A 13,732-nucleotide genomic window follows, 5' to 3' on the forward strand; every position below is an offset into this window, starting at 1 on the left:
CATCGCAAGGACGTCGATGGAATCTCCTGCCAGCAGCGAGCGCGTCGCCTTCGCGCAGATTTCGTCATCTTCCCACGACTTGGTCCAACGCACAATCACATTCGCATCAGGATTCGCCTTCCTGACGCCCAAGGTAAAAGCGTTTATTCCGCGAACCACTTCGGGTATATCGAATGCGACCACATAGCCGACTTTGCCTGTTTTCGTCTGCATTCCCGCCACAATACCCGAAAGGTAACGCATCTGGTAGATTCGGCCAAAGAACGTCGACACATTCAGTGCAGTCTCTATACCTGAAGCGTGGAAAAATTTCACTTCAGGATGCCGAGCCGAAGCTTCACGAATAAAGGGGCCGAACTGGAAGGAATTCGCCACGATGATTTTCACACCCGAAGCAATCAGCTTTTCCATTTCCACAAGAGCATTCGTATCTGCCGGAATATTCTCGTGGAAGGAAACATCCAGGTTCAGTTCCTTGGCGGTCTTTTGCAAGCCCTCGTAATGGGACTGTCCCCAGCTGTGGTCACTGACGGAGCCGTTCATGATCATCGCGACCATCGTCTTTTCACGGGTGACATCCGTGTCTTTCTTTTTAACATTAACCGCAAGCAAGCCAACCACGATAATCGTAAAAATCAGCGCAGGGATTACATAAATCAATTTCATTTCTGTTCAACTCCCAGGGGAACACATTTCGAAAGTTTATCTAGAATAGTCTTGTAGTCTGCCATACATTTTTCATGCTGTTCGCGAACAAAGTCCATATTTCCTTCTTTGCAGGCGCCCTCGATGGCCTTCGCCGTTTCTGACAAGCGGACCGCTCCGATGGTAAGCGAGGTACTTTTCAGCGAATGCATGGCAATTCGGTAATTTTCAAAGTCACTTTTATCGAAGCACGTTTCTAGTTCGGCACAGCGGTCATTCTTGACATATTCGGCGAGCATTTCAAGATAGAACGCCTCGTCATTCATGCAGTAGCCCATGCCCGTCGCCGTATCCAGAATTTCCGAAAGTGACGCCATCAAAGGTCCCTTTTCAGAGGCAGAATCCTTCACTTCGGTCGTCACCGAAGAGTCGGCCTTATTATCATAGCGGCACTCTTCGAAGGGAGTCACCAATTCCTGCGGCAAGTATTTCTTCACCGTAGACAGCAAGACTTCTTTACGAATCGGCTTCGTGATATAGTCGGTAAACCCAGCCTCGATGTAGACATCTTTCGCACCGGCAACGGCGTTTGCGGTAAGCATCACCACCGGAGTCTTTTTGATATCAAAATTTTTGATATCGTTCATACACTGGAGTGTTTCGATGCCTTCCATTACCGGCATCATGTGGTCCAGCAAAATAAGGTCGTAATGATTTTTCTCGACAAGCCGAAGGGCATCTTCGCCATTGGTCGCCGTATCGATCTTTATTTCAGTTTCCTTGAGGAGGCCACATACGACCTTCAGGTTCATTTCGACATCATCGACAACCAGCAGGCGGGCCTCTTTCGCCTTGAACCTTTCAACTTCGGACTTGACCGAGACAAACGCCTTGTGACGTGCCATAAAGTCACCAACGGAACCCTCGCCACGAACCGTTTGCGGAATATGCACCTCAAATACGGAACCCGTTCCATAGATACTCTTCACCGAAATGGAACCGCCCATCATCTCAACCAGTTTCTTGGTCAGGTTCAGTCCAAGGCCAGTCCCTTCGATATTCCTGTTGCGTTCCAGGTCAATCCGTTCAAAGCTCTGGAAGAGTTTGCTGCGATCCACGGAGCGAATACCGACACCCGTATCTGCAACGACAATCACAAGTTCTACGCGCTGTTTTCCGTTTTCTCTAGGCAGGTCCTTGAAATCTACCGACAGGTCAACGGATCCTTTCGGCGTATACTTGATTGCATTCGAAAGCAGATTATTCACGATCTGGCGGAGACGCACCTCATCGCCTTCCAGCTGCGAAGGAATCTCCGGTTTGACATTGAAATTGAATTCCAGATTCTTGCTCTGGGCACGGGGACTGGCAATACTGTAGCAATCGTCCAAGACCGCAAACAAGTCGTAATCACCGACCACCAGTTCCATCTTTCCCGATTCAATTTTCGTGATGTCCAAAATATCGTTCACCAGCGACAGTAGCGTATGCCCTGCATTCTGGATATTCTGGGCATATTCAAGCGGAGCCCCTTCCTTACATTCCTTCAGGAGCATCGCATTCATTCCGAGGATTCCATTGATCGGGGTGCGGATTTCATGGCTCATGTTAGCAAGGAACAGACTCTTCGCCATGTTCGCCGCCTCGGCATCCTTTCGCGCTTCTTCAGCTGCTGTCCACGCCTTGCGCAGCTCTTCGGAATGCTCGGCCTTTTTCTCGGCACTCATCGCCTTCTTGCGTTCATTATCCAAATTCTTAAGCAGGTAATGCGTCAGCTGCGCAATCACGGTACACACGAGTGTCATTGCGATTGCTTCGATCAAGAAACCCGCGCTGCGAGAAATCCACCAAAGGGTATCCGAATCAAATTCACCGTGGTTCGCACCATGCGCCCTAAAGAACAACGAGACAACTATTAAAAGGAAACTGACAATTGAAATCTTGAATGTGAAGAACGGATCAAAAAACAGGAGACTCGTCACCATGGCAAGGGCATAAGTCATGTAGATGCCAATGTTCGCATTGGAAGCTAACATCGCGATACAGCACGCAATCCCAAGCACACAGAAATAGCGCCGCAATATGAGAGGCGCGTTCATGCGTTCAATAAAGGTCGGAATCCATAAGACAACGAGCGTGATTGCCGTTGAAATATTCAGGTAGCGATATTCAATCTGGAACAGCCCCACCACGTTCCCGAGATAAATAAACGGGAACGTCACCCACAGCCAGCGCATCACGCGCGTCAGTGTACACAGAACCCGACGTTCATTTTCTTCGAATATGTCACAAGAATCTGGAGTCGGCATTCTTTACCCCTGTTTACATGTTCAGCCCATCGTCACGCAATTCGTAGCGAACGTCCTCGTCAATCATCTTGAGCATGATATCAGCAAATCCAGGATCGAACTGATGACCACGCCCATTCACGATTTCTTTGCGGACAGCCTCCTGCGGTAACGCAGCACGGTAACTGCGGCGGCTGCTCATGGCGTCGTAGGAGTCGGCCACGGCGATAATGCGGGCAATTTCAGGAATGTCGTAACCGTTAAGTCCTTCAGGATAACCCTTGCCGTCAAAACGTTCGTGGTGATAATGGGCACCGATTTCGATATTTGGCATCTCGGTGATGTTCCGCAGGATTTCCACACCAATGCTCGGATGCTGCTTGATGGTCTCGTATTCCTCATCCGTCAGCTTGGAGTTCTTATTCAGGATATTGTCGGGAACACCAATTTTTCCGATATCGTGCAAAAGTGCCACGAAGTAAATCTCGTTCTGGTACTCAATAGGCTTGCCCGCTCGGAGTGCAATTTCCTTGCTGTATTTTGCGACGCGGCTGGAATGACCGTTGGTGTAACGGTCCTTGGCATCGATCGCCGAGGCAAGAGTCTTCACGACCTGCAGCGAAAGAATTTCGTGTTTCCGCTTGCTTTCTTCAAGTTCCGCCGTTCGGCGCTCCACTTCGCTTTCCAGCGACGCCTGCAACTTGCGTAGCGACAGAATGCGTTTGATACGCTCCAGCACAACCTCCGGGACAAAAGGCTTCTGGATGTAGTCCAGGCCACCCTCACGGAACACGCGGACCTCGGTCTCGCGGTCACTGTCCGCCGTCAGGAATATCACCGGCAAATCTTCGCAGCTCTTGATCTTGCGGATTTCCGTCAAAAGTCCAAAGCCGTCCATGTCCGGCATGTGCACATCCAGGAGCACCATCGAAGGAAGTTCCTTCGACAGGTAGTCCAGCGCTTCACGGTAGGATTGAGCCGTCACGACATGATATACCGAGCTCAACATGTGTTCGGCAAACTTCAGGTTCATACGGTCATCATCGATCACCAGCACCGTTTCCTTGTCGCACACCTGCTCTTTGGCAAAGACTTTCTTGATCCGTTCCAGGATCTCCGGTCCGAACAAAGGCTTTGAAATAAAATCCAGGACTCCCAGACGCTTGGAATCTTCCTCGAACTTGCTGAAATCGTTTGCAGTCAGGAAAATCACCCTTGTGTCGGCAATGGTCTTTTCCGAGCGGATTCTTTCTAGAGTCTCGATGCCATTCAGTTCCGGCATTTCGATATCCAGAAGAACCAGATCTATGTTAGAATCCTTTTTCAGACACTCGATACAGGCTTCACCAGAATCCACGGACATAACGTTATAGCCGTCCTTCGTCAGCACGAATTCAGCCAACTTTCTGGCCATCGAGTCGTCGTCGACAATCAAAATGTTCTTGTTACATCGAACATTCATACCATATTCCTTCTTTCATTTCAAATATACATAAATGTTTTTGAACCATTCGATTTTACGCTACAAACAACAGAAATAACGCCAAAAAAACTATTTTTCTATATTTGGTCGCAATTCTAAAGGAAATGTCTATGTCATTTGTCCTAGAAATCAAGAATAAGGTACTTGAGGGCTACGAAATCACCCGCGAAGAGGCCCTCCGCCTGCTAGATGCAGACCTCCAGGAACTCTGTGACGCCGCGAACGAGATCCGCGAAAAATTCCACGGCAACGACTTTGACTTCTGCTCCATCGTGAACGCCCGCAGCGGCCGCTGCTCCGAAAATTGCAAGTACTGCGCACAGAGCAGCTACTACCATACCGGCGCCCCCGAATACAAGCTCCTCACCGCCGACGAAATCGTCGAAGACGCCAAGAAGAAGGAAGCCGCAGGCATTCCGCGTTACTCCATCGTGACCTCGGGCCGAACCCTTTCGAACCGCGACGTGGAACAAATTAGCGAAGCCATTCGCCGACTCAAGAAAGAAACGAAGCTTTCCGTATGCCTTTCGGCAGGGCTTTTGAATCGCGAACAGTTTGACAAGCTGAAAGAAGCGGGCCTCACCCGCTTCCACAACAACCTGGAAACATACCGCAGACATTTCTCGGACGTGTGCACCACGCACACCTACGACGACAAAATCGGTGCACTGCAGAACGCCCTTGCCGCTGGCCTTGAAATCTGCAGCGGCGGCATCATGGGCCTCGGCGAAACTATGGAAGACCGAATCGACATGTGCCTCGATCTCCGCAAGCTCGGCGTCAAGTCCACGCCGGTGAATGTGTTGAATGCCATCCCGGGCACGCCCTACGAGAATCTTCCGAAACTCACGAACGACGAATTCTGCCGCATCGTGGCGATTTACAGATTCATCAACCCGAAGGCATTCATCCGCCTCGCAGGGGGACGCGGCGTTCTTGGCGACGACGGCAAGCGAGCCTTCAAGAGTGGTGCCAACGCGGCCATCACCGACGACATGCTCACCACCGCAGGCGTGAACAGCTGCAAGGACTTCGAACTCGTGAAGGGCCTCGGATTCAAGCCGCACGGATTTATCGGCTAGATATTCCAACTTGGAATAGGATTTATAAAAAAAATTGTACCACTTTAGAAATAAAGTGGTATATTAATGATTGAGCCCTTCTGGTGGATAAGAAGCGCCGGCATCGCAGTCGCTCCAGTCAGCAATCGCGAGCCGCAAGTCTCTAGACGAGACAGACCCACCAGAGCGGCTTTTTTTTTGCTCCTTGTTCCCGGACGTTCATTCGAACGATCCGGGATTTTTTTTGATTCAGTCTTTTTTCCAGTAGTCCAAAAGCAAAATTTTCCAAGCAAATAAATATTCCAACTTGGAATGAATTTTCCTTAAACTTGCCTTTATGGGGTGAAAAAGGTATATTTAGGGCGGAGGTCCACCATGGCAGCAGCACAAACGCTAAATCCGACTCAGATTCATCTTCTTGAGATGTTTTCCTTTTGCAAAGATGCAGAAGCCTTGCAGGATTTGAAGGCTGTTCTTGCCGATTACTATGCCAAGAAGGTTCAAGAAGAAGCCGACGCTCTGTGGGATGATGGCGTGCTAGGAGCAGACGCTATTGAGCAGATTGGCAAAGAACACTGGAGAACGCCGTATCTAAAAAAGACCCCTTTATAAATTTTTCCTGTTGTACGGGAAAACGTTTGTTCGAGAGTTAACGAAACAGCATCTGAAGCCACCTTTACATCAAGAAGTTTCAGAGAGTCATTACACCTCATATCCCAAGGCTTCATAGCCCTTCTTTCTCTTTTCGAACATGCGGGCGAGAACGGGGACATTGGAATCAACATAATCGTAAACGCGAACTTCGGTTTTACCTGCGGATATCCTGTGCAAGCGGCCCACATATTGTGCAAGTGTCCCTTTCCACGATATCGGAAACGGCAGGAACAAGGTGTCGAGTTCTGGCAAGTCGAAGCCTTCGCCGATGTAGCGACCAGTCGCAAGAATAACGATGTTTCCATTTGCCTTGGCGGCTTCAATATCTGACCAGATCTGCTTCAGTTGCTTTTTCCCGAAACCGCCCTTCAATACGAAAAGTGCAGGAACATTTTCCTTCATTTTTTCGTAAAACCATTGGATGTGTTCGGTCCGTTCCGTAAGCATCAGGATTTGGCGACCTTCGCGGTAAGCGATCATTAAGTCTTGCAACACCATCTCATTACGGGCGTTGCAACTCCAAATTTCGCGGAATACATCCTGAATGGCTGGCTTTTCAGAATTTAGAGACAGAACAAATCCTGTTGAGCGGACGATTACGGAATGCTTTATATGTCGTTCTTCGGCTTGCTTTTTAGCGTTGACTGCGTAGCGCACTGGGCCAAGATTCATCAAGACAATTGGGTGTTGACCATCCTTTCTTGTCAGCGTTGCGGATAATCCGACCTTGTATTTAGCCTTGCTTTCGCGAACTGCTTTTTCGAACGAAAATGCCGAAATATGATGGCACTCGTCAACGATGATTTGACCATAATCGTTAATCCATTCTTCTACTTCGCCTTTTCTACTCACACTCGGGATAAGCGCAACATCAATCTTACCAAAACGCTTCTTCTTCGTTCCGCTGATTTGTCCGATTTCCTTCTTAGGTATCTGTAAGAAATTTGCGATTCGCTCTACCCATTGCTCCATAAGCTGTGCGCGATGGACAAGAATCAGGGTGTTGACTTTTCTTTGTGCGATTAGCCAAAGTGCCACAACCGTTTTGCCGAAGGCCGTAGTTGCGGATAAGACACCGATATCGTGTTTCTTTAGCGCTTCGGCGGCGAGTAACTGTTCAGGATAAAGGTTGCCTGAAAATTCAACTTCAATAGGAGTGCCTGAATTCCGTTCATCCTTTATTATTGGGGTAATTTCGTAATGTTCCAACAGTTCAAGCAGCTTATCATAACACCCGATAGGAATTGCAATATGCTTTGGGAAAATGTCATAACAATAGAGAATACGCTGCTTGCCCCAAACTGGCAGTCGCAAAGCCTGAGCCTGGTAAAATTCAGGGTTCTGGAACGAAGCCAAACGTAAAATTCGATTCCGTAAAACGGCTGGCAGGCCCGAATATTCAATGAAAATTTGATTGGCAAGAACTATGTCTATTTTCGCAGGAAGCGTTGCGCTAATTTTCGGGTATTCCGTTTTCCGCGAATGCCAAGGTTCGTCGGCATCGCTAGTCTCGTTTTCGTATGCTGGTAAGACTTCGTGATGAATGTGGGCTGTAGCGACTTTCTGCTCCACGAAGTCATTCGTATTTTTCTGGATTTGCGACAGAAAAGCCCATTGATCATCGTAAGCATCGCCTGTTTCGGGATTGATGAATACGGAATGATTCTTTTCTCGTGCTGCCTTCTGCAGCGGCAACGCGATAAGGTTTCCGAGGCCTCCCTTGGGCATGTAATCCTGATTCGGGAAAAATCTGTCGAATGATCCTAATTTGATTTCAGGGCGAGAGTCTAACGTCTTTGTGAGAAGCATCGCGCCAAGATCGCGGGCAATCTTCGCCTTAATTTTGTCTTCAAAAAATATCCATACGTGTCCGCCATTTCCCGAACGAGATCGTTCTAGGTAGGCGTGGATGTTTTCCGTATAGCACGTGTCAATGAATGCCTTGGAATCCTGCACCCATGTTTCTTCGTCAAAATCGACCGCTAAAAAGTAGCAGCAATCGTCGATCAGCAACGGATAAATTCCTGCTACGAATGGGCGCGTGAATTTTCCGAAGGATTCGACTCCACGCAGGTGTTTCTCTATCACCGAATTGTCACATGGAACGAATTTCCTATTTGTACATAAGGCGCATTTTGCTTTCGGCTTTTCGCAAACGCCGGGTTTCCACTCATTTTCGCAGACCGGCTGGTATCCAGACTTTCCTGTCTTTGCGCTCTCGAATCTTTTCGCAAAAACATCTTGCCGTCCTCTGAAAAGAGAACGGTAAAGATTGATTTTGTCTTCAACGGTGGAGAACTTGTTTATGGAAGGTAGTTGCGAGGCATTATCTGCGGTCTCGCGCTTCCTTAACTCGCCAATCTGCTCATCGATTTCTTGCAGCCGTTGCAAAAGTTGTTCACGTTCCTTTTCCAAGGATTCGAGAGTACGCGTCATAAAAATGTTTACCTATCCAAACAGCGCGTTCATTTCAATGGAGCGGGCAATTTTTCTTGCGTAAGCGTTGTCTGATAAACCAAATGATGTGATAAAAACAGGGACAACACTCTTTCTTGTTTTAGTTACCCGCTTAAAAATTTCGATACGTTCTTGTATTTTTGAATAGTATTCCTTCGTGATTTCGTACTTTGACATGCTGAACTTCATTTCGCACACATTGATTACATTATCGTTGCGGTCTATAAGAAGGTCAATTTGTGCCCCTTTATTTAAATTTTCTTCGTTGTTCTGAATGGCGTCATTCTTTTTTTGTTGCGGTCGATAAGACCAAGAACAAGATTCACTAATAATGCCTTCAATTCCCAAAGCGTCCGTAATTTGTTCTAGATGATGCAGACAAACTTTTTCAAATGCATAACCGCACCAAGATGAATACGCAGAAGTTGCATGCACCTTTAGCCAATAGTTCTTCGCAAAATTCCGTTTCGGCTTTATAAAACGATGATAGAGCAAAGTGTATTGGTCTATCAATTGAAATAATTTTTCTTTGGCATTTTTTCTGAAAGGACTATAGCTTCTAACGAAGTCGCATTCTTCCAGCTCCTTGAGAAGGGTTGATAAATTGCCGTTGTTGACAAGTCCCGTTTTATCGACAATCTCTTGACGTGTCATGCCGATACCTTTTTCAGAAAGGGCTTCAATGACTGCGCTATACCGGGTAGAATTTTTGAAAAGGGATTGAAAAAGTCTGTCGTGTTCACCTTCTAGTTCGGCTCCACGAACAAAGCACAAATCGTTAATGTTTTGGGCGACACTTTTTTCCGGTTCAAACAGCGAAAGGTAGTATGCGACGCCTCCTAAAGCCATGTAGCATTCCATGATTTCGCTGCGGTCGTAAGAGAAGCCTTTTGACTTGAAATACGCTTCGACATCTTTCAAAGTCCAAGGGCTGATAAGCATCTTGTGCGTCACCCTGTTGTGCAATCCGCCACGAGAATTGATAACTTTGTCTAGCATCCATGAGGTCGCTGAGCCGCATACAATTAGTTTAATGTCGTTTCTATAACTGGCCCAGTTGTTCCAGAAGTATTCTAACGCTCCAAGAAATCCCGATTTAGCGGTATCAAGCCATGGCAGTTCATCAATAAAGACAATCTTGACCATTTCCTTTTTCTTTTCAAGAAACTTCGACAAATATCGGAAAGCCTCTGTCCAGTTTGTTGGGATTGGAAAATTTCCACCCGCATCAACCAAGGCGTAATGAAAATTCAGCAATTGTTGTGTGAGCGGAGCGCTTTCTCGACCCGTGAAGTGTATCGTTAGTTGATTGCGCAAAGCCTCTTTGACTAAAAAAGTCTTTCCCACTCTACGCCTTCCGTATAGCGCTATAAATTCGGAACAATCCGAATTCATGTATTTTTCAAGGGCTTCGAGTTGTTTTGCTCGACCGACGATATTGTTTTTTGATAGGGTTATTTGGCTCATACTAGGGATAAATATACAAAAAAATCATAGATTTCGCCACGTTTTAGAATTATTTTATGGCTAAAAGTTGCAAAATCAGCAAGATTTAGCCATATTACAGCACTATATTTCGGCAAAATCTAACAAATAGGAGAAGATTTAGCCAAAATACACCCCTATCGAATAAAAATGCATGCAATTTCTTTTCAATTATCTAGGCGTAGTGCTTGATATAGGTCAAAGCAAAGGGCTTGACAACCAAGGCAAACATAAAGTATATTTCAGGGAGAAGGAAATTATGCTAAACGAATTTATTTTAGAGAAACTCAAGCAAATCCCTGAGGAATACCTACAAGAAGTCTCGGACTTTATAGACTTCATTCTATGGCGCAACGAACAAAAGCGAAAAGCATCCAATAGCAAGAAATGCAACACCGAAGAAATAATAGATTCACTGACAGGGGCCGTTCACGACACTGGGGAAACTCTTGACGAATACCGAGCCAAGAGACTCGAAGAATATTGCGACAAGAAATAGCCACAACACACTTTATCACAAGTTAGCACCATGAAACCGATAAAAAAAGGCGAACAGAAAAACATTTTTAATAGTGTAGACGCTTTAGATAAGTTGAAAGTTTTTCGCGGACGCATCCCGACTAATTTTGATTTTAAGCAAGAACTAGCTTCCGCTAGAGACGAAAAAAACGACCGCTTCGGAGAAGATTTTTCAGAAGGCCATTGCAGATAAAGCAATGGTCTTCTGTTTTGGGCGGGTGGGCGAGGCTAGCCCGGGCGTCGCGGGTGCGGCGTCTGAGCACCCGCAGTAGGGGTAGCCCCGGAACGAGTCCGGGGCAGGCTTCAGACCCGACTTGGGTGGGTTATACATAAAACGCCCACTCTTTTGAGTGGGCGTGATTATAAGGGCGGGTCGGGGCTGGAGCTACCTTTGGACACTTGGCCTTTAGGCCTTAGTGTACATGGCCGCCTTTAGGTGGTGCGGGATTCTTCCCCCTCTCCCCTAATCCTTACAGTTGGCGCCAATGGCGCCAGTTCGCGGCGCCTCGGTCATGCCCAAGCAAGCTTGGGCGCGACTCTCGGCTCGCTACACCTCTTCAATGCTTGCGTGATATTGACGCCTACGGCATCCGCGGCTTCGGCTCAGCCATGCCAGAGTGCAAGCACTCTGTCGCGGCATTCGCCTTGCACGCTATTCCTGCAGGCTCTTCACTGCACCATGTCCGTTCCTTGCAGCGGCGATGCCCTTCACGGTGTTGCATGCACCGGCAAGCGTCGTGATGTAGGGAACCTTGTAGTTGACGCTTCTCCCCAAAGGGGATAACTCAACTAAGCCACTGAAGTGGCAAGTTTCGTATAGCGTCCGTGGCTTCGGTTCGGTCATACAAAAATAGCGCAGCGCGAGCATTTTTGTGCGACACTCACCTTGCTCACTTTTGATGGCGGCCTTGCGGATAGCGCTTTGGACTCTTCGAGTCCCCAATGCGGGGCTCGGAAAGTCTCGAAAAGCGAATGAAGCAGTCAAATTCATTTGACTATTTCTGAGCTCAAGAGACAACGCTTTAGCGTTAAATAGGCCTGCAAGCAGTCCTGCTTCACTCGCCCTTAGCATTTGTCGTCCTTGATGGCGTCGCGCTTTGCCCACGGCGTGTTGATGATGAGGTTCACCTGCTTGTTCAGGATGATGTCGAGAACGTTCGGGCGGCCTTCGGCAAAACTCTCCAAGCGAGAGTCGCGGGCAAGCTTGCTTGCACATGACCGAGCGCAGAGAGTTTCTGTAATCTTGTTCACCACTTCGCACTTGACACCGGCGGCTTCGTAGAACTTGGCGGTGCCTTCGGTAGCATAAATCTTGAAGCCGAGCTTCTGAAAAACGCCGCAAGCCCGAATGTCGCGACAGGCCGCTTGCGGACTGGCATGACTGAGGCGAGGATGTTTCTACAATTCCTTGCCGATTTCGATGGCTTGTTCAGACAAGTTAACCTTATCGGACAAGCTAATCAGCACGGCACCTTCGTTCGGGAAGAAGGAACCTGCGGCTTCCTGGCTCTTGTAGTAAGCGAGGGCGTAGTCGTCGGAGAGGCCGAGCACTTCGATTATGACGACCGTTCGGCTTACGCCTCACTCCCACCTAAAGGTCGCCATGCCCACATAAGCACTAAAGTGCTAAGTGGTCAAAGGTCGCCTACGGCTCACGGGCGTGTTGCAAACCTTGGAGACCAGCGGCACCGTGCGGGAAAATTCTTCTTTGGGCGTTCCCGCACATACATGTGCGGTCGGGCTATATTTGACGCCTACGGCGTCCGCAGCATCGACTCAGCAATGAAAACAAGCTAGTTTGTTTTCGCTGCATTCGACTTGCATGCTATTTATAAGTTGCCCGGTTCTCCACATAGTGGATAACAGCGACTAAGAACTAAAGTTCTAAGTCTTGTATAACTCCGTTCCCGCCCAACCTCATAAAACGGCACAACAATGCCGCCTCAAGGTGTCACTATCTCCCCTAAAGGGGACCATAGCCACTAAGGCAACAAGTTGCCAAGTGGCTGGAGGTCTAACGCGAATGCAGCTAGGCTTGCTTTTTTTACTCAAAAAAGATATATTATTAGAAAAAGAGGACAAAATCATGACTACGGATATTTTGAATAAAGAAATTCGAGCCCTGCCCAGCGAGTATATCTCGCAGGTAGAGAAGTTTGTTCTCTACCTGAAACTGAAAATGGAATTTGGGAAGATTGAGCGCGATATGAACGAGACTCTCAACCGCAAAGAGTCGTTTCTCGACGCACTCAAAGGCTGGCGTCAGGGGTGTTCGCCTGATGACGATTTTTCCAAGGACCTTGAGGCTGGACGCGTCGTAGAATATCCCGATGCAAGCAAGGCTAATATCTGGGGGTAAGATGGACAAGAGATTCCTGCTGGATTCCAACCTTATTTCCGAACTTTCCAAGCCACAGCCAAATGCCAACGTTTTAACAAACATACAAAGATTTGAGCCCCTGAAAAAACAGAAACCTACACCAAGTGGGAAGATGGAATTGGCATCGAAAAAAAAAGATATGGTCATATCGAGCCTACTGAAACCGGTGCGGAAATTTTCTTTAATGGAACAAAGCAATCATTGGGGCATGAACTTGGTGGTCATGGATTTATGCTAGATGTTATGATGCACGCGGGCTACATTGAAGGTCTAGACCCGGCATTGATTTCTGCAAGTTTCCGTGATCGTTATAATAATGATGAAGAGTTTCGGATAAACCAAGAAAGAGATGCTGCTGAAGTTGGAGGACATGAATTCAATGAAGATTATTATCGTGATTAGTTTCTTTTATATTTCTGCTTTTTCTCAGTATTTGTCCCTAGAATAAGAAGAGTCGGTTCAAAAAGTTCTTTACGATGCTAGAACGAAAGGTACAAAAGAGAAAAACGTAACAAAAGATCCTTTTTATGAATCTTTTAAAAAAAAACTGAAATGGAATAAAAAATTCTTTGAATCAAATGAGAATTTAATCCAAATATATGAAAAGGAACAAAAATCAAGAGATGTACTAATGCGTGCATGTGCCGAAATAGCTCTAGGTAAAAATACAACATTGCTTGCAATGGGACGAAAAAAAGAAAAAAATTAGGCTCTTCTGAGCTAAGTGTGGAACATTTTTCTAAAAAAATAGCCTAAAAAC

15 protein-coding genes are annotated in these 13,732 nt (G+C 47.1%); 7 read left to right on the plus strand and 8 right to left on the minus strand.

What is annotated here, in order from left to right; genetic code table 11:
* From Q0P86_RS15220 to Q0P86_RS15230, 3 genes are all read right to left on the minus strand, one after another.
* A partial coding sequence (locus tag Q0P86_RS15220) for a BMP family ABC transporter substrate-binding protein (RefSeq protein ID WP_295040634.1) occupies positions 1 to 666 on the minus strand: 666 nt, incomplete at its 3' end.
* Positions 663 to 2,954 (minus strand): ATP-binding protein, encoded by a 2,292-nt coding sequence (locus Q0P86_RS15225; RefSeq protein WP_295040636.1) that lies wholly within the window; start codon positions 2,952 to 2,954, stop codon positions 663 to 665. The genes Q0P86_RS15225 and Q0P86_RS15220, both read right to left, overlap by 4 nt.
* A gap of 13 nt (positions 2,955 to 2,967) precedes the next feature.
* Complete coding sequence (locus tag Q0P86_RS15230) at positions 2,968 to 4,395, minus strand: response regulator (protein ID WP_295040638.1); 1,428 nt, start codon at positions 4,393 to 4,395, stop codon at positions 2,968 to 2,970.
* A gap of 131 nt (positions 4,396 to 4,526) precedes the next feature.
* Between Q0P86_RS15230 and bioB the strand changes: the two genes are divergently transcribed.
* Entirely contained in the window at positions 4,527 to 5,498 is a 972-nt protein-coding gene (bioB, locus tag Q0P86_RS15235) for a biotin synthase BioB (protein WP_295040640.1), read from the plus strand.
* 354 nt (positions 5,499 to 5,852) lie between these two features.
* Positions 5,853 to 6,089, plus strand: a complete 237-nt coding sequence (locus tag Q0P86_RS15240) for a hypothetical protein (protein WP_295040642.1) — start codon at positions 5,853 to 5,855, stop codon at positions 6,087 to 6,089.
* A 90-nt stretch (positions 6,090 to 6,179) separates the two neighbouring features.
* Here the strand turns inward: Q0P86_RS15240 and Q0P86_RS15245 are convergent, their stop codons facing one another.
* Both Q0P86_RS15245 and Q0P86_RS15250 read right to left on the minus strand, forming a co-directional pair.
* The gene (locus Q0P86_RS15245) at positions 6,180 to 8,567 is read right to left on the minus strand and encodes a DEAD/DEAH box helicase family protein (RefSeq protein ID WP_295040644.1); all 2,388 of its coding nucleotides are present in this window, start codon (positions 8,565 to 8,567) and stop codon (positions 6,180 to 6,182) included.
* Between the two features lie 12 nt (positions 8,568 to 8,579).
* A complete protein-coding gene (locus Q0P86_RS15250) occupies positions 8,580 to 10,055 on the minus strand; it encodes an ATP-binding protein (protein ID WP_295040646.1) in 1,476 nt (491 codons plus the stop codon).
* Positions 10,056 to 10,332: 277 nt separating this feature from the next.
* Between Q0P86_RS15250 and Q0P86_RS15255 the strand changes: the two genes are divergently transcribed.
* On the plus strand, positions 10,333 to 10,572 hold the full coding sequence (locus Q0P86_RS15255; protein ID WP_291025245.1) for a DUF2281 domain-containing protein: 240 nt from the start codon (positions 10,333 to 10,335) through the stop codon (positions 10,570 to 10,572).
* A gap of 30 nt (positions 10,573 to 10,602) precedes the next feature.
* Positions 10,603 to 10,785 carry a hypothetical protein gene (locus Q0P86_RS15260; protein ID WP_294112136.1) on the plus strand — a complete coding sequence of 61 codons (183 nt, stop codon included), beginning with the start codon at positions 10,603 to 10,605 and terminating at the stop codon, positions 10,783 to 10,785.
* 459 nt (positions 10,786 to 11,244) lie between these two features.
* Here the strand turns inward: Q0P86_RS15260 and Q0P86_RS15265 are convergent, their stop codons facing one another.
* The 3 genes from Q0P86_RS15265 to Q0P86_RS15275 form a co-directional block, all read right to left on the minus strand.
* Positions 11,245 to 11,367 (minus strand): hypothetical protein, encoded by a 123-nt coding sequence (locus tag Q0P86_RS15265; protein WP_295040649.1) that lies wholly within the window; start codon positions 11,365 to 11,367, stop codon positions 11,245 to 11,247.
* 290 nt (positions 11,368 to 11,657) lie between these two features.
* Positions 11,658 to 11,942, minus strand: a complete 285-nt coding sequence (locus tag Q0P86_RS15270; RefSeq protein WP_295040656.1) for a hypothetical protein — start codon at positions 11,940 to 11,942, stop codon at positions 11,658 to 11,660.
* Between the two features lie 48 nt (positions 11,943 to 11,990).
* Positions 11,991 to 12,143, minus strand: coding sequence for a hypothetical protein (locus Q0P86_RS15275; protein ID WP_295040650.1), 153 nt, complete (start codon positions 12,141 to 12,143; stop codon positions 11,991 to 11,993).
* 535 nt (positions 12,144 to 12,678) lie between these two features.
* Here Q0P86_RS15275 and Q0P86_RS15280 point away from each other — a divergent pair.
* The 3 genes from Q0P86_RS15280 to Q0P86_RS15290 are packed head-to-tail and all read left to right on the plus strand — an operon-like array spanning position 12,679 to position 13,374.
* On the plus strand, positions 12,679 to 12,951 hold the full coding sequence (locus Q0P86_RS15280) for a hypothetical protein (protein WP_294112130.1): 273 nt from the start codon (positions 12,679 to 12,681) through the stop codon (positions 12,949 to 12,951).
* Position 12,952: 1 nt separating this feature from the next.
* Complete coding sequence (locus Q0P86_RS15285; protein ID WP_295040652.1) at positions 12,953 to 13,210, plus strand: hypothetical protein; 258 nt, start codon at positions 12,953 to 12,955, stop codon at positions 13,208 to 13,210.
* Complete coding sequence (locus Q0P86_RS15290; RefSeq protein WP_295040654.1) at positions 13,204 to 13,374, plus strand: hypothetical protein; 171 nt, start codon at positions 13,204 to 13,206, stop codon at positions 13,372 to 13,374. Before Q0P86_RS15285 ends, Q0P86_RS15290 begins: the two co-directional genes overlap by 7 nt.
* The last annotated feature ends 358 nt before the right edge of the window (positions 13,375 to 13,732 follow it).

Source organism: uncultured Fibrobacter sp. (assembly GCF_946062555.1).
Lineage (GTDB): Bacteria > Fibrobacterota > Fibrobacteria > Fibrobacterales > Fibrobacteraceae > Fibrobacter.

Bases quoted from the DNA above. Each gene is read 5' to 3' on its own strand.
- Q0P86_RS15225 (WP_295040636.1), bottom strand. From the start codon at position 2,954: ATGCCGACTCCAGATTCTTGTGACATATTCGAAGAAAATGAACGTCGG.
- Q0P86_RS15230 (WP_295040638.1), bottom strand. From the start codon at position 4,395: ATGAATGTTCGATGTAACAAGAACATTTTGATTGTCGACGACGACTCG.
- bioB (WP_295040640.1), top strand. From the start codon at position 4,527: ATGTCATTTGTCCTAGAAATCAAGAATAAGGTACTTGAGGGCTACGAA.
- Q0P86_RS15240 (WP_295040642.1), top strand. From the start codon at position 5,853: ATGGCAGCAGCACAAACGCTAAATCCGACTCAGATTCATCTTCTTGAG.
- Q0P86_RS15245 (WP_295040644.1), bottom strand. From the start codon at position 8,567: ATGACGCGTACTCTCGAATCCTTGGAAAAGGAACGTGAACAACTTTTG.
- Q0P86_RS15250 (WP_295040646.1), bottom strand. From the start codon at position 10,055: ATGAGCCAAATAACCCTATCAAAAAACAATATCGTCGGTCGAGCAAAA.
- Q0P86_RS15255 (WP_291025245.1), top strand. From the start codon at position 10,333: ATGCTAAACGAATTTATTTTAGAGAAACTCAAGCAAATCCCTGAGGAA.
- Q0P86_RS15260 (WP_294112136.1), top strand. From the start codon at position 10,603: ATGAAACCGATAAAAAAAGGCGAACAGAAAAACATTTTTAATAGTGTA.
- Q0P86_RS15280 (WP_294112130.1), top strand. From the start codon at position 12,679: ATGACTACGGATATTTTGAATAAAGAAATTCGAGCCCTGCCCAGCGAG.
- Q0P86_RS15285 (WP_295040652.1), top strand. From the start codon at position 12,953: ATGGACAAGAGATTCCTGCTGGATTCCAACCTTATTTCCGAACTTTCC.
- Q0P86_RS15290 (WP_295040654.1), top strand. From the start codon at position 13,204: ATGCTAGATGTTATGATGCACGCGGGCTACATTGAAGGTCTAGACCCG.